Below are 20,455 nucleotides of genomic sequence, written 5' to 3'. Positions count from 1 at the left end.
CATGCTGACCTGGACCCATCCTGCGGTGGTGATCGGCACAGGCCTGGCGCTGGGATCCTCCCTGACTTTCCTGGTCTGCGCGTTGCCGCTGTTCCGCAGACCGACCCTGGCCGACCGGATTGCCCCCTATCTGCGCTCGAACACCGCCCTGGGCCCGCACGTCTACGCCCCGGCAGCGCCCACGGCCGGCGGTATGGGCGGCCTCCTGCGCGGCCTGATCACCGATTCGGCGCGGTGGGCGGCGCGCCGCCTGACCACCGATACCTCGATCCAGACCCGCCTGGCCCGACTGGGGCCGGGGGCCACGGTGGAGGGCTTCCGCGCCCGCCAGATCCTGTGCATCGTCGCGGGTCTGCTCGCAGGTGCCGTGCTCGCCGGCCTCGTCTCCTTCAGCCGCGGCTTCCATCCGCTGCTCGCCCTGGCCCTCATCGTGCTCGGCGGGGCCGCGGGCCATCTGGGCAACGACTGGTGGCTGACCCAGCGCGTCAAGCGCCGTGAGGAGCGGATCCTTGCGGAGTTCCCCACAATCGCGGAGCTGCTGTCCCTGTCGATTATGGCCGGTGAGGGCACCGTCGACGCCCTGCAGCGCGTATGCCGCACCGCCTCAGGGGAGCTCTCCGGCGAACTCGCTGGTGCGCTCGCCGCCGCCCGCACCGGCACCGGCCTGGTCGAGGCACTGGACACGATGGCCCGCCGCACGGGGATTCCCAGTCTGGTGCAGTTCGTCGACGGCATCGCCATCGCGATCGCCCGCGGCACTCCCCTGGCCGAGGTCCTGCGCGCCCAGGCGGCCGACGTCCGTGAGGAGGGCCGCAGGTCGCTGATGGAGCTCTCCGGCAAGAAGGAGGTCGGCATGCTGGTTCCCGTCGTCATGTTCGTCCTGCCGGTGACCGTCGTCTTCGCCGTCTACCCGTCCCTGGCCGTACTGAATCTGGGAGGTTGAGTCCGGCCACCCCCGTCTTCCCACCCATTCCACCCGCGCACCATCGAAGTCCCGAAGGAGACCCCATGTCCCACCTCACCCTGCTCTGGCTGCGTCTAGCGGCCCTCCTGCACTCTCTGTCCTCCCGCTTGTCCGCCGGTTCTTCCGCGGATTCCGCCCGTCCAGGGGTGCGCAGGGCACTGGCCTCCGACCGGGGCGATGTCCCGGGCTGGGTGCTGATAACGGTCATGACGGTCTCACGAGTCACCCCGTGATCGAGGTGTGAGCTACTACATCAGTCGCACAGTGGACTCTCAGTCTATGATCAGAGAGATACCCCTCCCTTTTCGAGAAAGACCACAGATGTCGTTCCCTGTAAAACTGGCTGCTGTTGCGGCCTCTGCCACTCTTTTGCTCACCGCATGCTCGTCCTCTCCTGCGGCTGACGCTGGCTCGTCCAATGCCGGAGTAACCGCCGAGGCAGCAGTCGCGCCAGACCTCACCGGCGCGTGGGAACAGAAGGACGTAGACCAGTCCGGCTACCAGGAAGCCACGATCACCAAGAAAACGATCACGATCTACTGGATCAGCGACGACCAAAAAACCAAGAGCCTGTACTGGGCCGGGTCCTTCACAGCGCCCAAGACTGCCGGGGACTACACCTGGGTCTCGAAGAACGACAAGGACAAGACGGCTAAGTCTCTCCTGGCGTCCGACGACAAGACGAAGGAATTCACGTACAAGGACGACATCATCAGCTACAAGGCGTCGGCCATGGGTAGCGAAATGACGATCGAGCTGAAGAAGAAATAGCCGCTGCAACGACGAAAGTGCCCCACCCTCATCGAGAGGGTGGGGCACTTTCGGTTGGAACATATCGCGGACAAACCCGTGACAGGTCATCCGGCGTTCTGTTTCTTGTACTGCAGGTGGGGGTCGTCGGCGGCGGGTTCGCCGATGGGCACGTGGACGCACAGGGGGCAGCCTTCTACGCCCTCGGCCGTGAACTCCTCTGCGAACACGTCCGGGTACTGAGTCGCGAGGTCCTCCGTCGCCCGCTTGAGTTCCCGGGCCACGGCTTTGCGGTTCGTGCGGATCAGCTGCTGCCGCTCGACCTCCAAGCGGGCCAGCTCGAGTTGAGTGTCGTCCATGTCGGTGAAGTCTGGTCCTTCTGCCATCAGTGCCTCGGCTCGTAGTCAGCAGGGGCAGGGGTGGTGTCCGTGTCATCTACCACCTCGGCCTCGTCCCCGTCGCCGTCCGAGTCGTCCCCGATCTCGACCGGGTCAGGATCCTCGGCGCCGGCCTCATCAACCAGCTCGAAGTCGTCATAGTCCACAGCCTCGGCACCATCATCAGCAGTGAGCTGGTCGGGGTCGATGTGGACGTAGTCGGCGTGGTCGTCGGCCGGCACCTGGTTCGGTGCCGCGCCCAGGCCGATCGTGCGCAGCAGCGCTTCGACCTGCGGGATCGCCATGATGCGGGCGACCAGGGCGGAGATGAGGGACGCGGCGACGGCGACACCGGACAGGGCCGCATAGACCCATGCCGGCAGGGTGACATCATGGCGGGCGAACTCGTCAATGATCGCCTGCACGACCGGGGGCGCTGCGATCAGGGCCAGGGCTAGCGTCGGGATGAGCGTCTGAATGAACGTGCGCAGCGTCGCCTTACCGGGGTGCTCCGTCTGGGAGGCCTGCGCGTTCGGGGTGATGACGAGCTTCATGTCAGTTTCCAATCGTGTCGTGGCCGGCGTAGGTGATGGTGATCGGGTGCTTGGTGGGGTTCTCGATCTCCATGTGCAGGCGCGGCTTCTCGTCCCCGTGGGGCCCGTACCCGCACTTCCCATCGACGAATGCGCCGTCCTTGCGGACGTAGGTGCCGTTGCCCGTGCCGTGGAGCTCGTGGAAGACGCCGCGGGACCGGATGGTGGACCTCTTCTTCTTCGCGTTGTAGTCCACGATGACGCGGCGGATGTTGACCTTCTCGTGGGCGAGCAGGCCGGTGGCGCCGAGCGTGTACCCGGTGACGAGGCACTGGCCCTTCTTGGTCGATCCCATCGTGTAGTCGCCGTTGGCGTTGGTGCGGATGCGCACGGTTTTGCCGGCTGGGATGGTCTGGTGCTTGGAGTGGCTGCCGGAGTGGATGCGGTCCATGTCGGTTCCCTTCTCGGCGGGCACGCTGGTCCCGCCCTTGGTGATTTTCTGTGCGAGGGCCTTGACGGCGGCGGTGCCCTTGTTGATCTCAAAATGCATCTCGTCCTTGCGGCCGCGATAGTTGCCGCCCCACCGGATTACGCCGTCACAGCCTGCGAGGATCTTCGCGATCGCCTTGCGCTGGGCCTTCGAGAACGTTCCAACGTCGCCGAGCCAGTGATCAGACGAGTTCAGGTCGATTGCGGTGCCGGACGCGTGATTCGACAGGGTGGTGGAGCTGCCGCGAATCTTGCGCTCCGCATACCCGTAGCACTCCCTCGGGTTGAGAGGCTCGACCGTGGCATGGAACCGCTGCGCCACGTGCATGAGCACGATGGACACGTCACCCTTGCGGACCGGGAACCGAGCGCCGGCGACCGTGCTCGTCTTGATGAGGCTGCGGTCGTTGGCGATATAGCCGTTCTGGCTGGTACTCATTCGTGCCTCCTTGTGGGCATGAAAAAGGACCGCCGGAGCGGTCCTGACATCGATGAAACCCGAGCTACCCCGCAGGCGTGGGCTCAGGATTCGGTTCTGGGGTGGGGACACGGCAGGGCCCGTCAACCGTGGTCGTGGTGTCGTCGGTGTAGGTGACGTGCCAGTCGTTACCCGAACTGCACGTGATCGTCTTGATGCCACGGCCAGGCTTCCCGTCATCACCAGCCGGGCCCACCGGGCCACGCTCCCCCGGCTTCCCGTCCTCCCCAGGCGCCCCGGGCTTGCCGGCGGGGCCCGGGACAGTGGAATCCTGGCCCGCTTGACCGTCCTTGCCCGGTTGCCCGGCAGGGCCGGGGATGATTGAACCCTGCCCGGGCTTCCCCGCCCGGCCTGCAGGCCCTGCAGGGCCTGGGCTGCCGTCGGTACCGTCACGGCCGGGCGCACCACGGGGCCCGGGCGGGCCGGCCAGGGCGCCGGCGTCGACGTCCTGGGCCTTGGCCTGTGTGTCGTTGGCCTGCTGGCAGATCGAGCGGCCGCCGACGAGAATGTCGCCCTGCGCGCAAGCCCGCTGCACCTCCGTGGCGAGCTGCTCCGCGTTGGACGCCTGCTGGGCCGCCTCGTGGCGAGCCTCCCACTGATTGAACGCCAGCAAAGCCACACCAGCCAGAGCGAGGGTGATCGCCAGCCAGAGCTTCCACTGGGCAGGCAGGTGCCGGCGGTGGCGTGCATGTCTACTCATGGCCGCTCCCGAAGCTGGTTGCGCAGGTGCTCGTTATCGTCATTGAGCTGGCGGATCCGCTCAATGAGCTCGTCGCGCTCCTTGCGCAGCGAGTCGTTGTCGGCACGCTGTTCGTCACGCAGCTCCCGATCCGTCTTGCGGAAGTACAGGAAGACCCAGACGACCCCGCCGACCAGACCTGCTGGCCCGCCGAGGGACTTGAGGAGTTGCATGATGTCATCCACACGCGCGGCTCCTTTCCGTGTCCTCTCAGATACAAGGGCCGATGTCTTCAGCCGAGGTCATGATTCTGAACTCTTGTGGTCGAAGCTGATCCCGGCTAGGTCCACCCACGTCATGATGTTGTTGCTGACGAATAGTCGGCATGATCCGTCAGCTTTGACGTGGAGTGCACCGAAAGGGACCGTCGCTTGGGAGAATCCCCCAGTGACGATGAACCGCTCTTCCGCCGCCGGCGCCATGTCATCGGGCAGCTGCAGGACATTGAAACCGTCCCCGCCGTCCACATTGGGGTTGAACGTTGTAGCGTCTGCGCGGGTGACCCTGCCACGGAGGTAGACGCGCCCGTTTTCCGTCTTGTAGGCCGCCCGGTGCCCGTGCCCAGGCCATTTATAGGAGGCGGTGTCGGCTCGTTCATGCCAAGTACCGCCGACGCGCTTCCATGTTTCCGGTGCACCGGTTTCTTCCGATGATCCCCAGGCCCGGTATTCGCGTTCGGGTGGCTCGTTGGTGACGGAGGCCCGTGTGCCCCAGAGGACAGTGGAGGGGTCGGGGAGGTCCACGAAGTGGTCCACGGTGATGGTCGGGGCGATCTTCGGGCGGACTCGCTGCGGGGTGGTGGCGGCGAGGAGTTGGTTGGGGTTGCGGGGGACGCGCCAGAGGGTGATGTGGATTTTGCCCTGTGTGGTCGGTGGTGTGCCCGCGTACACCTGGAGGGTGATGGGCCCGGCGGGGTTGGTTGCCTGCTGCGGATCGTAGGTGAGACAGACATAGTAAGTGGTGGCTTTGGTGACGGGAGGGAGGCTGATCGTCTTGTCAGCTGTGAGACGGTGGAAGAACCCGCCTATGACCGCTTTGGCGTCCTCCGCAGTTTTCGACACGGTGATCTGTGCAGTGTCGGTGGCGTTGTCGAGGTTGCGCAACCAGTAGGGCTGCCCACCCTGGTCCAAGACACCATTACCCTGGGCCATCATCATCTGCCGGTACTCGGCATCCGTAATGTCCTGCCCCACCACCGGGAAGCTGTATTCGGTGCCTGCTGGAGGCTTCGGCTGCGGCGTGACGAGGGTTTCCAGATCTGTCAGGCGGTCATCCTGGACGAGGTCATATGCTGTCGGATCAGCCATCAGGGGTCCCTTCCATCAAACAGCCCCGCGAGCGCCACATGGTGTGGTGCTGGCGGGGCTGGGGGTGTCGTGTGTGGTGTGTTAGACGGTTTGGAGTCGTCGGAGGTCGGTGCGGAGTTTGTGGACTCGTTTGACCCAGGCGGGGGCGTCGAGGTCTTCTTGGGTGGGCCCGATCTGGAGTTTCACTTGGCGGCCTTTTTCGTCCCAGGTGATGTCGGCGGTTTGGACGATGTCTTGGATTTGGACGCCGGTGGCGAGGGTGACGGTGACGGTGTCGCCGAGGTCGAAATCGCGGGCGAAGCGTTTTCCGATGGTGTCGGTGGTTTCCAGGGTGATGGAGGCTTTCTCCTGGCCTTCGGTGAGGGTGTCGGTGCCAGCTTTTTCGAGCTCGTCGGCATCGTCAGTGTCACGGCGGTCTTGGAATTGGAGGACGTTGACGCCCCACTCGTTCGGGTTGCCGGTGTGGAGTTTCATCGTGCGGGCGGCACCGACGCCTTGGCCGGCGACGAGGACGCGGGTGACTGTGGGTGCTTCGAGTTCGTACGTGTACCCGGTGAGTCCGGCGGAGGCTTCGGAGAGGCGGACGGAGCGGGTGAGGTTGCGGGTGGCGATCGCGCCGGCGTGGATCTGGCTGCCCTCCATCCAGGTGGTCAGGCGGAGGGTGCCGAGGATCGCGCGGGTTTCGTCGAGGAGGTTCTGGAAGCGGGAGTCGACGAGGGTTTGGGCGCCGTCGGGGCCGCGGGTGATGGTGATGGGGCGGCGGTTCTCGTCCCGGGCGGTCTGGCCTATGTGGGTGCGGAGCATGTCGTAGATGACCTGCCCGGCCGTGCCCTTGACCTTGTAGTTGGCGGTGTCGGTCTGCTGGTCGACGGGGCGGGAGGGTGTGGGCAGGGTGATCATGTCGCGGACCCAGCGCAGGTGCGATTGGCCGGAGATGACCAGGTCGTGGACGCCGTTCTGACTGGTCACGGAGATCTTGTCGGGCTGGCCGGTGAGCAGTTGGGTGCTGTCGTCTTCGAGTGCGATGTGCCAGCCGGTGGTGAACCGGGCTGCGATCGGGTTCTCAGTGTGGACGTTCAGGGAGAACGTGCTCACGTTGGAGTTGCGCAGGACAGCGGAGCCGCCGAGGACGGGCAGGATGCCGCGCGGGGTCAGTCCCGGGTCGTACATGCGCACCTGCATGGTCATCACATGCCTGCCTTCCATGTCTCCTGATAGGTGATCTCCACGGTCGAGGCGGCAGTGGCGTCGACCATGGCGATCGAGAACTCCACCTGGCCGGGGTTCATGACGAGGATGGAGGGTTCCCCGGTGACGCGGTCCCAGATGTCCTGGCCCTGCGAGGTGACGTCGTAGGATCCCGGGCGGGAGTCGATGATGATCGGATCGGTGATGTCACCGGCGATCAAGATCTGCTCGCCGGTGGCCTGGTTCGTGATCGTCACGTCCCGGCCCGGCCCGGTGACCGTGGCGACGCCATAGGCGGGCAGGTCGCCGGCGACGGTCATCCGGTAGGTTCCCTGGACGGTGGAGCCGGACAGGCGGATCGGGAAGAACGGCAGGGCACCTGTCTGGGACTTCGCCTCTTCCTGCGCAGTCGAGCCCGGCCCGGAGACCCACGTGTACGCCCTGCCCGGGGCGGTCGTGTCGCCGTCGAAGAATGCGCCGGCGCGGCCGGTGGCCTCTTCGATAACCTCGTCGATCCAGAACGACTCCCCCGCCGGCACGTCCCGCAGCTGCCCGCCGACCGAGCGGAGCGCCTGGACCTGCAAGGCGAGCTGCCCGCCGCCGGGATTCGTGAGTGCGGCGATGTCGAGGCGCTGCCAGTCCGTGGACGCTTTGAACGTCGGGTTCGGGCCGATCGGCCGCCATACAGGCGGCGTGGACGTGCTGAGATGCCAGATCTGCATGCGCAGGTGCGTGATCCCCGCCGACGCTTTGACCTGCAGGCCATATGCGGGGATCCCAAAGCCGGCGAGCCCACCACTGGAGGCCTGGGGCGTGAGGATATGCGGGGTACCGGAACCCTCCGCCGACGTCACCCGGACAGAGCGGGAGCCCGAGACGTGCTCGGCCGAGTCGTAGGCCCACGCCTGAGCATCCGCACCACCGAACGTCCACGGATCGGCAGTCGCATGCTCGAAACCGCCGTTGGGCTGCCGGTTGATTCGCACAGCATCGCCGGAAACACCCGTAATGAACGGCTTCCGCCGGGTTTTGACCTGGAACCGCTCGCCCCGGGCGGCGCCATACCACCACGGGTCCACACACCGGATCGTCAGCGAAAGCTTCTGCCCGTCGTGCGAGTCCTCCCCCGACCCATAGGCGCCCTGCAGACCGTCAGCGTAGTAGCCGTAGCGGGAGCGGACCAAGCCGTCCGGGTGCGTCACCCGGATCTCCACCCGATCATCGAAGAGACGCTCGAGGCGGCGGCGGTGATCCCGGCGCACATAGTAGTCCCGATCCGACAGGAGGAACGGCACGACGACGTCAGCCTCGGCGGTACGCCGATGCCGCAGCACCGACCCACCACCGGGCAGAGCCGCCGTCGTCAACTCCTGCGGCCCCCACCCCAGGCCAGTCGAGCCCTGCATGAGCACGAAGTCCCCGGCCCGCGGGTCGAGAGTCACGGACTCCCCACTGCCATGCAGGGACACGATCGGCTTGGGAATCACGGGTTCGTCCTCTCCTCTAGATGAGCGCCAACGCCTCACGCTTGCGGCGTTCGGTGTCGAGCTTCCGGAACGCGGCATCGAGGTCGACGGCCTGCACCGTGAGGTGCCCGGCGAGCATCGACGTCGACGACTGCGTCCCGGCGCCGGCCAGCAGTTGGTCGGTCACGTCGGCCGGCAGAATGTACTCCGGCCGGCGCGTCTTGTTCGCCACCAGGGACACGCCCGGTTCGAGGACCCCGCCCTGGTCGTAGAGCTTCGGGACGAGGCCACCGTGCCGGTAGTAGTTGTGGCCCTGCCAGAACGCCTTGGCGGCCGTCGGCGTGCCGTACCGGGATTTGATGTACTTCAGACCCCAGCCGGCCTGCCCGGCCGCGGTCTTCTCCACCGGGCCGTGCATGCTGGTCATCTTCTGGAACAGGCCCCGCGCCGAGGTGGTCGGGTTCGCGGAATTCTGATTCCAGGAGGACTCGTGCGAGACCAGCCAGTCGATCGCGTCCCACTGCGCCCCACTGCCCCAGCCATACAGGGCTGCGACAGAGCGGACCTGCGCCTTGGCCGCGCCCGTGGCCAGCGAGTCCACCACCTGACCACCGACGTCGATCAGCGTGGCGGCCTTCTTCTTGATGAACTCGACCGGCCAGGAGATCGCCTTCTTCGCGGCACCCTTCATCAGGTCGGTGAACCCACCGGCCCCGGGCACCTTGTCGATCAGCTTGTTCAGCACAGTGAACGGGTTGAGCATCGACATAATGTCGACGCCTCCCCCACCACCGCCGATGAACTGACCACCGGCCTGCGGCAGATAGAAATGCTGATTGAACAGCCGGTCCGTCGCACCGCGAGCGCCGGATCCTGTGGCGGGGCCGTGGTGGCCGTAGGATTCGACGTTCATGCCGGCGAGGGTGCCGGCGGTGTGGCCTGGGCTGCCCTGGTGCACGCCGATCGAGAATGCGCTCTTGAGGCCGGGTTTGAAGCCGCCGGCGCCGTGGCCGCCTGCGAACGACGACGTGGCAAACAGCCGGTGATACGGGCTGCGGCCGGTCAGGACGTTCGTGATGGCGGACATGAAACCGGAGCAGTCGTAGCCGGCGGGGCCGACGCCGCCCCAAATGTAGGGCTTGCCGACCTGGCTCTTGGCCCACTGCTGGGCCTTGAGGATCATGGGCGAGGAGTCGGTCTTGCCGACCGAACCGCCCTTCTTGAATGCGGAGAGCTTCTCGCCCCCGTATTCGAGGTAGTCGTGCATGCCGCGGAGGCCACGGCGAGCGGCGACCTTCATCATCTGGCGGTAGCCGGCGCCCTTTTCCCCGTTGATCGCGTGGAGCAGGGGGAGGTAGCGGCGGGTGGCGCGCGCGTTGACGACGAACTCACCATCGGAGAGCCACGCCGGGATGGAATCCGAGGTGCCGGACCCCGGGCCCGAGATGTGGCCACCAGTGCGGAAGCCCTTCGGCAGGGAGACGTGTGGGATCTCCTTGACCTTGAAGAACGACGCGATCTTGTTGAAGTTGTCGATGACACCCTTGTTGATGACGGTGTCTACGACGAACTGGACCGGCTTCTTCGCGACGTCCTGGAGCTTGTCCCAGGCCCGCCCGATCGCGTCCTTGCCATGCTTGAACGCGTCCGGCAGGGTCTTCATGATGAACTTCTGCAGGGGTGTGAACACGTAGACCCGGATCTTGGTCCAGACCTTTTCCAGGTTGCCCCGGATCGTGTTCCACACGTGGGTGACGGTGTCGCGGAACCAGGTGAACGCGGGCCCCAGCGTGTTGTGGACGAAGTTCTTCATCGGCGTGAAAATGTACGTTTTGATGAACGTCCACGCCGCCTGGATCGCGGCTTTGATGCCGTTCCAGACCGGCTTTATCACCGAGTTGTAGAACCACGTGAACGCCGGCGCGAGGACGTTCTGGATGAACGCCTTGATCGGCGTGAAGACGTAGTTCTTGATGAAATTCCAGACAGCCTGGATCGCCGCCTTGACCCCATTCCACACGGGCTTGATCACGGAATCACGGAACCAGGTGAACGTCGGCGCCAGGACGTTCTGGATGAACGCCTTGATCGCGACGAGAATGACCTTGATAACTGCCCAGGCCACCTGAATGGCGACCTTGATGCCATTCCACACGGGCAGGATCACGGAGTTGTAGAACCACGTGAACGCCGGCGCCAGGACGTTCTGGATGAACATCTTGATCGCGGCGAAGATGATCTTGATGATGCCCCAGGCCACCTGAATGGCGACCTTGATCAGGTTGAATGCGACCTGGACTACACCCCACAGGAACGTGAAGATCGGCGCCAGGACAGTCTTGATGAACCAGACGACCGCGGTGAAGATCGCCTTGATGATCGTCCACCACACGGTGATGTAGATCTTGATGCCGGTGAATACGGGCTTGATGATGTACGTGTAGAGCCACTGGAAGATCGCGCCGAGCACCGTGATGGTGCCCTGGATAACCGGGGCGACATAGGTGGAGAACCAGCCGACGACCGCGGCCACGGCGGTCTTGATCCCGTCCCACGCGGGCTTCAGCGCATTGTTCCACAGCCACATCGCACCGGTCGCGATACCGTCCCAGACGGCCTGCAGGACTGGGGCGACGTTCGTGGAGAACCAGTCGACGACCGCGGCGACCGCGGTCTTGATCCCGTCCCACGCGGGCTTCAGGGCGTTGTTCCACAGCCACATCGCACCGGCTGCGATACCGTCCCAGACGGCCGCCAGGACCGGCACGACGTACGTCATGAACCAGTCGGCCACGGCCTTCGCCGCGACCTTGATGCCGTTCCAGACCGCGTTGATGAAATCGCGGAACCAGCCGACCTTCTTGTACATCATGACGAACGCGGCGATCAGCAGGACGATGCCCGCGATGATCAGCCCGATCGGGTTCGCCGACATGACCGCGTTCAGGCCGGCCTGGGCTGCTGCGATACCGTTCGTGATCGCGATCCGCGCGGCACCCAGGATGACGTCCTTGGACGACCACAGGTAGGCCGCCCACGACAGGGCGTTCTGGATCTTCTGCACGACGATCCACGCGGCGACCGCGCCCGCGATCCCCAGGATCATCGGCGCCCAATCCTTCAGGATGCCGATCGTGGTCCCACCGACACGGCCGATGGTGTCGAAAATGTCCGGGAGCTTGCCGATCCCGGCAATGATCGCGTCTCCGATGGGCTTCATCATTGGCGCGAGCTTCTCCAGCAGCGGCATGATCTGCTCACCGACTGCGACCTTGATCCGGTCGACGAGGATCTTCCACTGATTGCCGAACGACTGCGCGCCCTCTTCGCCGGCCTTGAGGGTCTTCTCCCACGTGGGCCCCGCGGCATTGGCCATGACGTCGATGACCTGGTCGATCTGCACCTTGCCCTTGGACACGTCCGTCTTGATCTGCTTGGCGGACTTCCCCGAGGCCTCTGCCAGGCCCGCGAAAATCGGGACACCGGCCTCGGAGAGCATGTTGAGCGTGTCCAGCTGCACTTCGCCGCTGTTCACCATTTTCAGCATCGCCGAGGACGCCGAATCCATGCTGTCCGTGTCGCCGCCGGCCGCGGTGATCGCCGTGCCGACGTTCTTCAGGATTCCGACGGCCTTGTCACCTTCGACCCCGGCATAGGCCAGGGACTGGGCGGCACCGGCATAGGCGTCGAACTCCATCGGGCTGGCGGCCGCGACCTTGCGCAGCTTCGCCATCGTCTCCATGGCCTTGTCCGCCGACCCGTACAGGCCACCGAGGACCTTCTCCGCGGTCTGCTGGTTGATCGCAGACTTCACGCCGGAGATCAGCGTCGCACCGATCACGGCGCCGGCCGCGACCGCGCCGGTCTTCGCCGCGCGGCCGGCCCACTTCGCGATCGACGCGCCCATCGACGAGCCGGCCTTCTGCCCTGCGGTGGCGGCCTGCGGGACCACGTCCTTGACGAGCGCCTGACCGAGACCACGAGTGGTGGGGAGGATGCTGACATAGGCGGTCGCCAGTTCGACAGACATGCGGTCTCCCCTTCTACGGTTCGGTCAGGCGGATCGTTTGGAGGCAATCCACGCGTCGATCTCAGTGACGGTCGACGGTGCTTCGACCGTGTACGTCTTCGTCGACTTGTCTACGACACCCGGGCGCGGGATCGGCTTGGGCTTGCGGCCCTTGCCGCCGCCCTGAGCCCAGGCGTCCATGTTGAGGCGGTCGACCATGGCGGCCAGCAGTTGGTTCGTCATGGACCACTCGTGGTCATCGACGGTGACCTGCACGATCGCCATGTCCGGGGTGGCGTACTCGACGAAGTCCAGCAGGTCGCCCATGGTCAAGTCCTGGTCCGGATCATCGAGCCAACGCAGCCGCAGACCGTGCTTGAGCAGGTCGGCGTTGAGCGCGTGACTGTGCTGGTCGATGAGTCGGGCCAGGCCGACTATTTCCCCGCGGTGACCCCGGACGCGGTCGACCAGTGCTCCATGAGCACCTCGACCTCTTCCCCGGCGATATCCCGGACCGCGGGCGCCGAGTCCGGGGCGTGCTTGTCCAGGAACGTGATGAACTCGCCGAAGCTGCCCGTGTCGAGGGCTGCGACGATGCCCAGCGGGAGGGTGTCCAGCTTCGGCAGCGTGAACTCCCCATCGAAATCGGGCATCTCGAAGGACACCATGGGGTACTGCTTTTCGCCCTTGCGCTTCGGGCTCATCGTCTTGCGTCCGGTTGCCATGCGAGGCTCCTATCGTGTGGTGCGCGCAGGCTCGAAAAAGTGTGTGGACCCAGGGCGGCGGCGAGCCTACGCATGAATGGGTTCCGCCGCCCTGGGAATCTGTGGAGCCCGCTACCGGGTCAGTACTCGGCCCGGTAGCGGGCGGTCATTCCCCCGTGGCACCGCCCTCATCGCCGCCACCGGTCTCCCCGCCGCCATCAGCGGGGGCGACTGCGATGCGCTCGATGAGGGTGTTGCCGTCGTCGTCGGGGTCGCACGAGACGGTGACCTCGTAAGCGATTGCCTCCCCGTCGACATACGAGATGTCGCCGACCTCGGTCACCTGGGCCAGGCCCGCGTCGAGGTGGCGCGAGTTCGTGCCGTCGAGCATCGGGATGAGCAGCTGACCGTGCGGCAGGGTCTGCGAGTTCCGCTTGACCGTGATGACACCGCCCTCGGTGGAGACGTTGTCGGCGCCATAGACGAACTTCAGCGTCTCGGCGCGGAGAGACTCGATGAGCGTGAACTGCAGAGTGGTGCCGAACTCCGTCTGCACGGTGCGGACCTTGTCGCCGCCCCACGCTCGAATGTCTTCGGTGGACCGCTCGGAGGTCTCCGTGACACCGTCATCGGAGACATACCCCAGCGAGGCATACGCCGCGTCGATCGCGGCTTCGAGAGACGTGGGCCGGGTCGTGCCCAGCGGGGCGAACATGACGCCGCCGGAAACCTTGAGATTCGGCTTTCCAACGGCGACGTTCTGGGTGGATGTACCAGCCATGATGCGTGCTCCTCAGCAGGATTTGCGTAGGCCCCTTTGGAGTGCATGAAGCGTGCCGGCTCAGGTTCCCCTGAGCCGGATCGTGAGAGTGAATGTGAACCGGTGCTGCTCGGATTCGTCCGGCAGATCGACCGGCGGGCCCGACTCCCGATACCGGTAGACCGGGCGGCCCGCCCACTCCGGTGCCTCGCACAGGAGTCCCCGGATATGGTTGGCGCGATCCTCGGCCACGACCTCCGAGTCGTCCCACGATTCGACAGTCAGCGCGACCTCCTCGAGGACCGGACCCAGGCGGCCGGCGCCCCCGGCGTTGAGGATCCGCACGAACCCCGGCGGCCTCTCCGCAGGCACCCGCGTCACCACGGGCACGTCGAGCAGGCCCGCCAGATGCTCCCGCAGCAGGCGGCGAGCGCTGGGGAATTCGGGCATTACTGCCTCCCTGCGTTCAGTGCCTTTTGGAGGACGTTGTCCTGGGCTTGGCGGCGGCGGCCTTTGAGGCTGTCGGTGCCGACTGATGCGCGTGCGCGGGGGTTGCGGCCCTTGGTGCCCGGTTGGGCGTCGTGGGCTTCGAAGCCTTCGCCGGCGGCGTTGGAGATCTTGCGGGCGCGGCGGTTCAGGTCGGCCATCACCTCGGCGGAGTTGCGCAGCTGGGCGAAGGCCTTGGTGTTGAGCTTGATCTTGCCTTTGGCCATGGTCAGCCTTTCGCTCGGGTGATGGTGATGACGGCCCCGGACTGTGCAGCCTTGAAGGGGTCGGACCATCGTGCGATCTCGCCGACGACGCGGTAGCGGTGGCCGCGGACGGTGATGTGGTCCCGGTCGGTGACTGGCGTGTCGACGGTGTCGTAGAGGTCGAATCCGTCGACGACCATGCGTCGGTTCGGATCGATCTCGGCCGGTTCGACGTGCGGGGCGACGGCGATACCCGTGCGGGTGTAGTCGTCGCCGAACGCCGGGACCGGGTTGCCGTTGGCGTCCAAGGCTCCGTCTATGTAGGGGTGGACGGTGATGGTCTCCCCGTGCGGGTGCCTCACCGCTCCCATAGGGGCTCACCCCCGGTCAGGTCCGCGCCACACGAGCAGGAGCGAGCGCCGAAGAACTGTGAGCACCAGGGCTGGTGCTCACAGGCCGGGCCGCCACCGGCAATGTCCACGCCGAATGCCTTCTGCCCGCCCTGGCCCAGGGCCTTCTTCTCGGCCTTGGTCAGGTAGAAGTCCCCGTGCGGGTTGGCGGGTGTCTGGGACATGGCGAACGGGCCCGTGGTCAGCGACTGCTGGGACAGGCCGTCCATGTCGGAGGCTTCGGCGGCCATGGCCCGGCGGACGACCGCGCAGACGATCCGCCGGCGCGTGGACGCCGTGGCGTGGACCGCGGTGGGACAGACGTCGATGATGAACTGCGAGGCGTCCTCGAGGAGGACTCCCGCGTGGGCGTCGGCCCCGGGTGGGAAGTCCGGCCAGCGGGCCTTCAGGTCTTCGACCGTGGCCATGGGCCAGGGCTCGACCGGAGGTGGTGTCTCATCGGCCATGGCCAGACCTCCTTATCAGCCCTCGGTGGGCGGCGTTTCCAGCTTGGTCACGCGGGCGGCCAGGGCATCGAATGCCGCCTTGGTCACGTCCGAGTCCTTACCCTTGTCGCCCGGTGCCCCCTTCAGGTCCGGGCCCTCGACACCGTCGATGACGATCTTGGTGCCGTTCATGGTCACCTTGGGGGACTTGCCAGCGTCGCCGGGCTTTCCCTTCAGGTCCGGGCCCGCAGTGCCGTCCACGACGATCTTGGTGCCGTCGAAGGTGATGACCGGGCTGTGGCCATCATCGCCGGGCGTACCCTTACCGTCCTTGCCGTTGAGCGCGCCGGAGTCCACCAGATCGCGGATCTCCTTCACTGCGGCGTTGAGCTTGTTGTGGTCCTCCGGGTGTCCAGAGTTTCCCTCCTTGGCTTCCGCCGGGAGGGGCGCCTTCCATTCGGCCATGGTGGTCTCCAATCAGTCATTCGGGGTGTGGGTGGGCGCGGGGCCGCCCGCTACCAGGCCGGTCAGTACGCGGCCTGGTAGCGGGCGGTCATTCCCCCGCGTCGCCACCCTCATCGGCGCCGGCGGCCTTGATCACGGCGAAGCGGTCCGCGAAGACGTACCAGCCATAGACCAGCTCGAGGCGAAGGGCGATCTGGTTCTTCCGCTTGAGGTCTCCGCCGCCGTCCGGGTCGCCGAAGCGGATCAGCTCGATTGGCAGATCCCGCTGGATGCCCCAGCGGATTCCGTTCGTGTAATCGCCGACGATGCCGCGCACGCCCGTGGGCTTGGCGGCTTCGGGCTTGCCGGAGACGGTCGAGCCGGAGGCCGCATTCAGGCCCAGGAAGGACTCGATGTTGGCGCCCAAGCCGAGGTTCGGGTAGCGCTGCTGGCCGGACGGGTCGCCGTTGGCCAGCTTCCCCTGAAGGTTGGCCAGGTCCCAGACCGCATCCGGGGCCAGGGCCAGGCCGGTCGGGGTAATGGGGTCGTCGTCGCGGTTGACCAGCAGGCCCACGGCCTCGCGGATCACCTGATCGAACTCGTCGTCGTCGGTGACGACGTTGGTCGTCGACGTCAGGTAGTTGTCCCACCCGGTGATGACCGCTCCGGACAGGGGGTTGATGCGGTGGTACAGGCCCAGGTCCAGGGCGCGGGACAGGGCCTCGGAGCCCTTGGCGCCCAGCTGGTCGAGGATACCGAGCTGGTTGTCCTCGTCCATCCACTGGACTTCCTCGTTGAACCGCATCGTGACCTGAGCCTTGTGCGGCTTCGCAGTCACCGATCGGAACCCGCCCGAGGTCGACCCCTTGTCGGCGCCTTCCTCGACGAACTCGGCGCGGGGGAAGTCGTCGAAAATGATGTAGTCGACCTCGCCGAACTTCTGCGGCTCGGACGCCGAGAGCTTCGCGACCGTCGATGTGGACTGGGTCTTCGTGATCATGCCGTCAGCGATCGTGCGCGGCATGAGCACCTTGGCCTGCTTGCTGTCGAATACAGCCATCAGGGCCTCCTTCTGTTAGTCGTTGCTGAACAGGCTGCGAACGGCCTGCATCTCCTCGGACACCGGCGGCGCCGGAGGATTGTCACCGGCGCTGGGAACGACCGGCGCTGACGGTGCCGCGCCCTGCAGGGTTTCCGCCGCCTTCGTGAGCGCGTCCTCCGTGTCCCCGGCCATGAGGGCCAGGACTGTGGCGTCGACGTTCTTCTCACCGGCGATCTTCGCGACGAGGTCCGTGCGGGCCTTCGCCGTTTCGAACCCCGCGACCTTGTCCGTGAGGCCCTGGTTCGCCTGCTCCAGCTCGGTCGCCCGAGTCTGGGCCGCGTCCCGTTCGTCACGATTGGACTTCGCGCGGGTCTCCCACTTGCGGGACTCGGCGACGGCGGCGTGGTACTTCGCCTCCCAATCGGTCTGGTCCCCGGCGGGCGCCGGCGGCGGGGTCTTCGGGTCGGTGGTGCTGGCGGTGGTGTCACCCATGAGGGCACCGTCCTTTCATGCCGTGCGGCAATCGGATATGGCACAGGCCCCGTGCGGGGCCCGAAAATCGTGGAGCCCGGAGCGCTTCCGGGCATAAGAAAACCCCCGATGGGTGGTCGGGGGTTGGACTATATGCTGAGCCGGTCTAGACCGGCTGTCTGGCTACGATCGCTTGCTGGTCGGCATACAGGTCGGCATAGTCTTCGGTGTCGCCAGTTTCTTCAGCCACCCGCGCGAAGCGCTGCATCAGGTCGGCTGGCACCCGGACGTGGTGTTCGACAAGCTGATCAACGGCCATGGTCACCGGTGCCATTGGCCCATCGGCGTGCAGCACGTCTTGGATCTCGACGGCCCGGTCATCTCCGATCTCCGACCGGATGAGGTCGATGAGGTCCTGGGCGATCATTTCCATCGTGGGTTGGTCAGCTAGGAGGGAACGCTGTGATAACACGGGCTTTTCCTTTCCTTCGTCCAATGGCCACTCTGATCGGTGATCCCTCAATCATACCCTCGTAGGTCGCCTGCGACGTGTCGGTTATGTCAACCGTCTGGAGGAATTCTGCGATGTTCTGGGCGATCTTCTCAGGCCCCCATGTCGGCGGAAACGGCGTCCCTCCGCTGATCCATTCGTACCCCTTTTGGTGAGCACCCCCGGACCCGAATCCATAGAGAATGTGGTTCCATTCTTTAGAGCGTAGTGCCGGCAGATCAGTCGGCCACCATTCGGGCGGTTCTGCTGGGTGCTTTGGAGGCATCAGGTAGTCGCCCCCTGAGGTCTTCCCCTCTTGGTATAGGCGGGCCAGAAGGTCGCGTCTATGCTGCTCGTACTTGCTCAGTTGGAGCGTCCCATCCTTGCTCGTCCCGGTGGGGAGTCTCGGCCAGATACCGTCCGTGTACCTCTCCGGGTGAAGCTCGCGCATCTTCGTCATGATCTCTTCGGCGGTGGCGTACTTACCGTCATCGGGCAGCTGAGAGCGGGCTTCCTGGTACTGGTCGTAGAGCGCTTCCGGGTCGTACCCGGCCGGCACAGTGCCATCTTCCGGGACGATCTGGCAATCACAGTGCGCGTGATACCGATTGAGCCCACCAGCTGTATTCCGGTCGGTGTAGACGAATCCACGGGAGGCGAGCATGGTGCAGAACGAACAGGTGGTCCGCCCGGCTGGCACCCGTGCGAAGCGGACCTTCCGTCGCTGAGCCGAGGTCTGCACTGTGTCCTTGCCCTGGGCCCTTACCAGGCGATCAGCGACACTGGCCAGGTTGGCGAGCGCAGTGTCCCAGTCGCCGTCGAAGGCGGGGCCCATAGCCCAACGGAGTGAACTGTTGGCCTGGTCGGCGGGTATGGGGTCGGCGAGGACTGCACGCTGGCCTGTGCGCTCTTCAAACCATTCGGCCGCCGCCGTGGCCGCCACATCGCCGAACTTCTCCAGCAGGGCCGGGAAGATCTCCTCGAGCTGTTGGCGAGCGCGGAGCGGGTCGGCGTCGAGCTTGGCCCAGATGCGGGCCAGTTCCTGTTGGACCTGGTCGGTGACGGCGTTCTGAGCGTCTGCGAGGCGGTTGGTCTGGGCGCGGGTTGGCATTTACTTGTCCTCGAGGTCGTCCGCTTCGGTTCGGGGTGGGCGGAACGATACGGGGATCGCTCCGGTGAACTTCACCCCGGTCAGGCCCAGGCGGCGTGCTGCGTCGTCGGGGTCGACGCCGGAGCGGATTGCGATGCCGAGGGCGTCGAAGCGGGCCTTCATGTCGGTGGCGTCAACCCCGTCCGGGGGCGTCGGTGGTGGCCGGTTCCGGTTCGCTGCCCGGGGCCTGTCCGAGGAGGTTGTCGACCAGGTTGGATCCGCGGGCGCGGCGCTGGTCGTCGAGGATGCGCTGCACCTGACCCTCGTCGAACACTTGTTCGAGGAGGACGGGGTGTTTGACGAGCTGGTCCATGGAGGCGGAGAGCTTCTGGACTGCGTCGGCGCCTGCGGCCTGGCTGCGGAACTCAGGGTCGGCGAACCTGGTGGTGAGCTTCCACCAGTCGGCCGGCTCTTCGGTCAGCGTGTCGCGGACCATGACGGTGAGGATCATGAGATCGCGGACCTGTGCGGAGAGCACGTATTTGTTCTGGTAGGTCGCGTCGATGAGCAGGTCGTGCTCGGCGGCGCGGATCGCCTCGGCACTGGCGGGGTTGTCGTGGAGGACGCCGAGGGACGACGGTGGGATGCCGGTCTCTCCGGTGAACGCCATCGCGATGGTGCGCAGCATGTCACTGTGCGGTGTCATGGATGCCTGGGTGAGCTGCTGCAGGCTGGGGGTGTCGCCGTCCTCATCCTTCGTGATCGCCAGGAGGCGGCGCATGGCCAGCTTGAAACGGCGCGTTTCGGACATGTCCTCGTAGGCTGCCTCGTCGACGCCGAGTAGGGCGAGCTGTGGGGCGGAGTAGAGTTCGGCGTTGCCCTCCATGCGGACGTAGCTGCGGGCTGCCATGTCGGTGAGCCCCATGACGGAGTTCGTCAGGCGGGACCGGCCAAACTGGCGGCGCAGCTGGGGGTCGTGGGTGATCGGCACGGCCAGGACGCGGCCGATCGGGTTCGGGAGCCGTTCGGCCGTCCAGCCGGTGGTCTTGGTGAACTGGCATTCGATGACGGCGTCGGGCAGGTAGACGGTGAACCGCTTGGGCTTGTCCGTGGAGTATTCGGCGATCGTCAGGGCCGCGGCCAGGCGACGCAGGCGGGGATCCCATAGGGCGGCGACGTTCTCGGCGGAGTGGGCGTGCATCTGCACCGGGGACTCCCCCGGACCGCCCTTGGTGACCGTGTACAGGGCCATGCCGTGCGTGTAGGCCGAAACGATCGCCTGACCCAGGTACAGGCCAAAATTGTTCACGGCCAACAGTTCGCCGAGTTCGAACGGATTTTCCGAACCGGGTAGGCGCAGGCCGTCGAACTGCGAGCGCATGGCGGGTTTGCGGACGGCCTGGGTGGCCCAGCCGAGGCAAAACTTGGCCTTCTTCAGCTGGGGCGGCAGGGCGATGCCGAGGTCCTTGAAGGCCTGTTCGGTGTCGTAGTAGAGGGACCGCTTCATGTTCTTCTCGCGGCGGGCGCGCCAGACGGTGAAGAGCTTCTTGATGGTGGCCAGTTCCGCGTCGTCGATGCCAGTGATCTTGATGTTCTGGATATCGTTGGCGGTCCACTCCACGGCGAC

General features: G+C 65.8%; 26 protein-coding genes. 3 read left to right on the top strand and 23 right to left on the bottom strand.

Features of this window, described 5'->3' with window-relative positions; all coding sequences use genetic code 11:
* Position 1 precedes the first annotated feature (1 nt).
* From NQ034_RS03745 to NQ034_RS03735, 3 genes are all read left to right on the top strand, one after another.
* Positions 2 to 943 carry a type II secretion system F family protein gene (locus tag NQ034_RS03745; RefSeq protein WP_257047098.1) on the top strand — a complete coding sequence of 314 codons (942 nt, stop codon included), beginning with the start codon at positions 2 to 4 and terminating at the stop codon, positions 941 to 943.
* Between the two features lie 65 nt (positions 944 to 1,008).
* Positions 1,009 to 1,197: a hypothetical protein gene (locus NQ034_RS03740; protein WP_257047097.1), complete on the top strand. Its 189-nt coding sequence runs from the start codon at positions 1,009 to 1,011 to the stop codon at positions 1,195 to 1,197.
* 88 nt (positions 1,198 to 1,285) lie between these two features.
* Positions 1,286 to 1,735: a hypothetical protein gene (locus tag NQ034_RS03735; RefSeq protein WP_257047096.1), complete on the top strand. Its 450-nt coding sequence runs from the start codon at positions 1,286 to 1,288 to the stop codon at positions 1,733 to 1,735.
* A gap of 86 nt (positions 1,736 to 1,821) precedes the next feature.
* Here the strand turns inward: NQ034_RS03735 and NQ034_RS03730 are convergent, their stop codons facing one another.
* From NQ034_RS03730 to NQ034_RS03620, 23 genes are all read right to left on the bottom strand, one after another.
* A complete protein-coding gene (locus tag NQ034_RS03730; RefSeq protein WP_257047095.1) occupies positions 1,822 to 2,100 on the bottom strand; it encodes a hypothetical protein in 279 nt (92 codons plus the stop codon).
* Complete coding sequence (locus tag NQ034_RS03725) at positions 2,100 to 2,645, bottom strand: hypothetical protein (protein ID WP_257047094.1); 546 nt, start codon at positions 2,643 to 2,645, stop codon at positions 2,100 to 2,102. The genes NQ034_RS03730 and NQ034_RS03725 overlap by 1 nt, the downstream gene beginning before the upstream one ends.
* A gap of 1 nt (position 2,646) precedes the next feature.
* Complete coding sequence (locus NQ034_RS03720) at positions 2,647 to 3,552, bottom strand: M15 family metallopeptidase (protein WP_257047093.1); 906 nt, start codon at positions 3,550 to 3,552, stop codon at positions 2,647 to 2,649.
* Positions 3,553 to 3,616: 64 nt separating this feature from the next.
* Positions 3,617 to 4,291, bottom strand: a complete 675-nt coding sequence (locus tag NQ034_RS03715) for a collagen-like protein (protein WP_257047092.1) — start codon at positions 4,289 to 4,291, stop codon at positions 3,617 to 3,619.
* Positions 4,288 to 4,503, bottom strand: a complete 216-nt coding sequence (locus NQ034_RS03710) for a hypothetical protein (RefSeq protein WP_257047091.1) — start codon at positions 4,501 to 4,503, stop codon at positions 4,288 to 4,290. The genes NQ034_RS03715 and NQ034_RS03710 overlap by 4 nt, the downstream gene beginning before the upstream one ends.
* A gap of 69 nt (positions 4,504 to 4,572) precedes the next feature.
* Entirely contained in the window at positions 4,573 to 5,637 is a 1,065-nt protein-coding gene (locus NQ034_RS03705) for a hypothetical protein (protein ID WP_257047090.1), read from the bottom strand.
* Between the two features lie 81 nt (positions 5,638 to 5,718).
* Positions 5,719 to 6,843: a Gp37-like protein gene (locus tag NQ034_RS03700; RefSeq protein ID WP_257047089.1), complete on the bottom strand. Its 1,125-nt coding sequence runs from the start codon at positions 6,841 to 6,843 to the stop codon at positions 5,719 to 5,721.
* Positions 6,825 to 8,312 (bottom strand): hypothetical protein, encoded by a 1,488-nt coding sequence (locus NQ034_RS03695; protein WP_257047088.1) that lies wholly within the window; start codon positions 8,310 to 8,312, stop codon positions 6,825 to 6,827. Before NQ034_RS03695 ends, NQ034_RS03700 begins: the two co-directional genes overlap by 19 nt.
* A gap of 16 nt (positions 8,313 to 8,328) precedes the next feature.
* The gene (locus NQ034_RS03690; protein ID WP_257047086.1) at positions 8,329 to 12,321 is read right to left on the bottom strand and encodes an aggregation-promoting factor C-terminal-like domain-containing protein; all 3,993 of its coding nucleotides are present in this window, start codon (positions 12,319 to 12,321) and stop codon (positions 8,329 to 8,331) included.
* Between the two features lie 24 nt (positions 12,322 to 12,345).
* A complete protein-coding gene (locus NQ034_RS03685; RefSeq protein WP_257047085.1) occupies positions 12,346 to 12,627 on the bottom strand; it encodes a DUF5361 domain-containing protein in 282 nt (93 codons plus the stop codon).
* 107 nt (positions 12,628 to 12,734) lie between these two features.
* Positions 12,735 to 13,025 carry a hypothetical protein gene (locus NQ034_RS03680; protein ID WP_257047084.1) on the bottom strand — a complete coding sequence of 97 codons (291 nt, stop codon included), beginning with the start codon at positions 13,023 to 13,025 and terminating at the stop codon, positions 12,735 to 12,737.
* A gap of 145 nt (positions 13,026 to 13,170) precedes the next feature.
* Positions 13,171 to 13,785: a phage tail tube protein gene (locus tag NQ034_RS03675; protein WP_257047083.1), complete on the bottom strand. Its 615-nt coding sequence runs from the start codon at positions 13,783 to 13,785 to the stop codon at positions 13,171 to 13,173.
* A gap of 60 nt (positions 13,786 to 13,845) precedes the next feature.
* A complete protein-coding gene (locus NQ034_RS03670) occupies positions 13,846 to 14,214 on the bottom strand; it encodes a hypothetical protein (protein ID WP_257047082.1) in 369 nt (122 codons plus the stop codon).
* A complete protein-coding gene (locus NQ034_RS03665; protein ID WP_257047081.1) occupies positions 14,214 to 14,477 on the bottom strand; it encodes a hypothetical protein in 264 nt (87 codons plus the stop codon). The genes NQ034_RS03670 and NQ034_RS03665 overlap by 1 nt, the downstream gene beginning before the upstream one ends.
* A 2-nt stretch (positions 14,478 to 14,479) precedes the next feature.
* Entirely contained in the window at positions 14,480 to 14,818 is a 339-nt protein-coding gene (locus NQ034_RS03660; protein WP_257047080.1) for a hypothetical protein, read from the bottom strand.
* A complete protein-coding gene (locus NQ034_RS03655; protein ID WP_257047079.1) occupies positions 14,815 to 15,312 on the bottom strand; it encodes a hypothetical protein in 498 nt (165 codons plus the stop codon). The genes NQ034_RS03660 and NQ034_RS03655 overlap by 4 nt, the downstream gene beginning before the upstream one ends.
* Positions 15,313 to 15,327: 15 nt before the next feature.
* Positions 15,328 to 15,756 (bottom strand): hypothetical protein, encoded by a 429-nt coding sequence (locus tag NQ034_RS03650; RefSeq protein ID WP_257047078.1) that lies wholly within the window; start codon positions 15,754 to 15,756, stop codon positions 15,328 to 15,330.
* Positions 15,757 to 15,844: 88 nt separating this feature from the next.
* A complete protein-coding gene (locus tag NQ034_RS03645; protein WP_257047077.1) occupies positions 15,845 to 16,795 on the bottom strand; it encodes a phage major capsid family protein in 951 nt (316 codons plus the stop codon).
* 15 nt (positions 16,796 to 16,810) lie between these two features.
* A complete protein-coding gene (locus NQ034_RS03640; protein ID WP_257047076.1) occupies positions 16,811 to 17,269 on the bottom strand; it encodes a hypothetical protein in 459 nt (152 codons plus the stop codon).
* A 145-nt stretch (positions 17,270 to 17,414) separates the two neighbouring features.
* Positions 17,415 to 17,681, bottom strand: a complete 267-nt coding sequence (locus tag NQ034_RS03635) for a hypothetical protein (RefSeq protein ID WP_257047075.1) — start codon at positions 17,679 to 17,681, stop codon at positions 17,415 to 17,417.
* A gap of 10 nt (positions 17,682 to 17,691) precedes the next feature.
* Positions 17,692 to 18,849, bottom strand: coding sequence for a VG15 protein (locus tag NQ034_RS03630; protein WP_257047074.1), 1,158 nt, complete (start codon positions 18,847 to 18,849; stop codon positions 17,692 to 17,694).
* Complete coding sequence (locus tag NQ034_RS03625; RefSeq protein WP_257047073.1) at positions 18,850 to 19,011, bottom strand: hypothetical protein; 162 nt, start codon at positions 19,009 to 19,011, stop codon at positions 18,850 to 18,852.
* Between the two features lie 10 nt (positions 19,012 to 19,021).
* On the bottom strand, positions 19,022 to 20,449 hold the full coding sequence (locus NQ034_RS03620; protein ID WP_257047072.1) for a phage portal protein: 1,428 nt from the start codon (positions 20,447 to 20,449) through the stop codon (positions 19,022 to 19,024).
* Between the last annotated feature and the right edge of the window lie 6 nt (positions 20,450 to 20,455).

It is taken from the genome of Brevibacterium moorei, assembly GCF_024580735.1.
In the GTDB taxonomy this organism is placed as follows: domain Bacteria; phylum Actinomycetota; class Actinomycetes; order Actinomycetales; family Brevibacteriaceae; genus Brevibacterium; species Brevibacterium moorei.
Note: the sequence above shows the minus strand (reverse complement) of the source record. Positions and strands in the feature narration are given on the sequence as shown.

Excerpts from the sequence above, each read along its gene's own strand:
- NQ034_RS03645 (WP_257047077.1), bottom strand. The coding sequence starts at position 16,795 with ATGGCTGTATTCGACAGCAAGCAGGCCAAGGTGCTCATGCCGCGCACG.
- NQ034_RS03685 (WP_257047085.1), bottom strand. The coding sequence starts at position 12,627 with ATGGGCGACCTGCTGGACTTCGTCGAGTACGCCACCCCGGACATGGCG.
- NQ034_RS03705 (WP_257047090.1), bottom strand. The coding sequence starts at position 5,637 with ATGGCTGATCCGACAGCATATGACCTCGTCCAGGATGACCGCCTGACA.
- NQ034_RS03700 (WP_257047089.1), bottom strand. The coding sequence starts at position 6,843 with ATGGAAGGCAGGCATGTGATGACCATGCAGGTGCGCATGTACGACCCG.
- NQ034_RS03725 (WP_257047094.1), bottom strand. The coding sequence starts at position 2,645 with ATGAAGCTCGTCATCACCCCGAACGCGCAGGCCTCCCAGACGGAGCAC.
- NQ034_RS03650 (WP_257047078.1), bottom strand. The coding sequence starts at position 15,756 with ATGGCCGAATGGAAGGCGCCCCTCCCGGCGGAAGCCAAGGAGGGAAAC.
- NQ034_RS03730 (WP_257047095.1), bottom strand. The coding sequence starts at position 2,100 with ATGGCAGAAGGACCAGACTTCACCGACATGGACGACACTCAACTCGAG.
- NQ034_RS03665 (WP_257047081.1), bottom strand. The coding sequence starts at position 14,477 with ATGGCCAAAGGCAAGATCAAGCTCAACACCAAGGCCTTCGCCCAGCTG.
- NQ034_RS03635 (WP_257047075.1), bottom strand. The coding sequence starts at position 17,681 with ATGGAAATGATCGCCCAGGACCTCATCGACCTCATCCGGTCGGAGATC.
- NQ034_RS03745 (WP_257047098.1), top strand. The coding sequence starts at position 2 with ATGCTGACCTGGACCCATCCTGCGGTGGTGATCGGCACAGGCCTGGCG.
- NQ034_RS03670 (WP_257047082.1), bottom strand. The coding sequence starts at position 14,214 with ATGCCCGAATTCCCCAGCGCTCGCCGCCTGCTGCGGGAGCATCTGGCG.
- NQ034_RS03655 (WP_257047079.1), bottom strand. The coding sequence starts at position 15,312 with ATGGCCGATGAGACACCACCTCCGGTCGAGCCCTGGCCCATGGCCACG.
- NQ034_RS03640 (WP_257047076.1), bottom strand. The coding sequence starts at position 17,269 with ATGGGTGACACCACCGCCAGCACCACCGACCCGAAGACCCCGCCGCCG.
- NQ034_RS03735 (WP_257047096.1), top strand. The coding sequence starts at position 1,286 with ATGTCGTTCCCTGTAAAACTGGCTGCTGTTGCGGCCTCTGCCACTCTT.
- NQ034_RS03690 (WP_257047086.1), bottom strand. The coding sequence starts at position 12,321 with ATGTCTGTCGAACTGGCGACCGCCTATGTCAGCATCCTCCCCACCACT.
- NQ034_RS03630 (WP_257047074.1), bottom strand. The coding sequence starts at position 18,849 with ATGCCAACCCGCGCCCAGACCAACCGCCTCGCAGACGCTCAGAACGCC.
- NQ034_RS03715 (WP_257047092.1), bottom strand. The coding sequence starts at position 4,291 with ATGAGTAGACATGCACGCCACCGCCGGCACCTGCCTGCCCAGTGGAAG.
- NQ034_RS03740 (WP_257047097.1), top strand. The coding sequence starts at position 1,009 with ATGTCCCACCTCACCCTGCTCTGGCTGCGTCTAGCGGCCCTCCTGCAC.
- NQ034_RS03710 (WP_257047091.1), bottom strand. The coding sequence starts at position 4,503 with ATGCAACTCCTCAAGTCCCTCGGCGGGCCAGCAGGTCTGGTCGGCGGG.
- NQ034_RS03680 (WP_257047084.1), bottom strand. The coding sequence starts at position 13,025 with ATGGCAACCGGACGCAAGACGATGAGCCCGAAGCGCAAGGGCGAAAAG.
- NQ034_RS03720 (WP_257047093.1), bottom strand. The coding sequence starts at position 3,552 with ATGAGTACCAGCCAGAACGGCTATATCGCCAACGACCGCAGCCTCATC.
- NQ034_RS03675 (WP_257047083.1), bottom strand. The coding sequence starts at position 13,785 with ATGGCTGGTACATCCACCCAGAACGTCGCCGTTGGAAAGCCGAATCTC.
- NQ034_RS03625 (WP_257047073.1), bottom strand. The coding sequence starts at position 19,011 with ATGAAGGCCCGCTTCGACGCCCTCGGCATCGCAATCCGCTCCGGCGTC.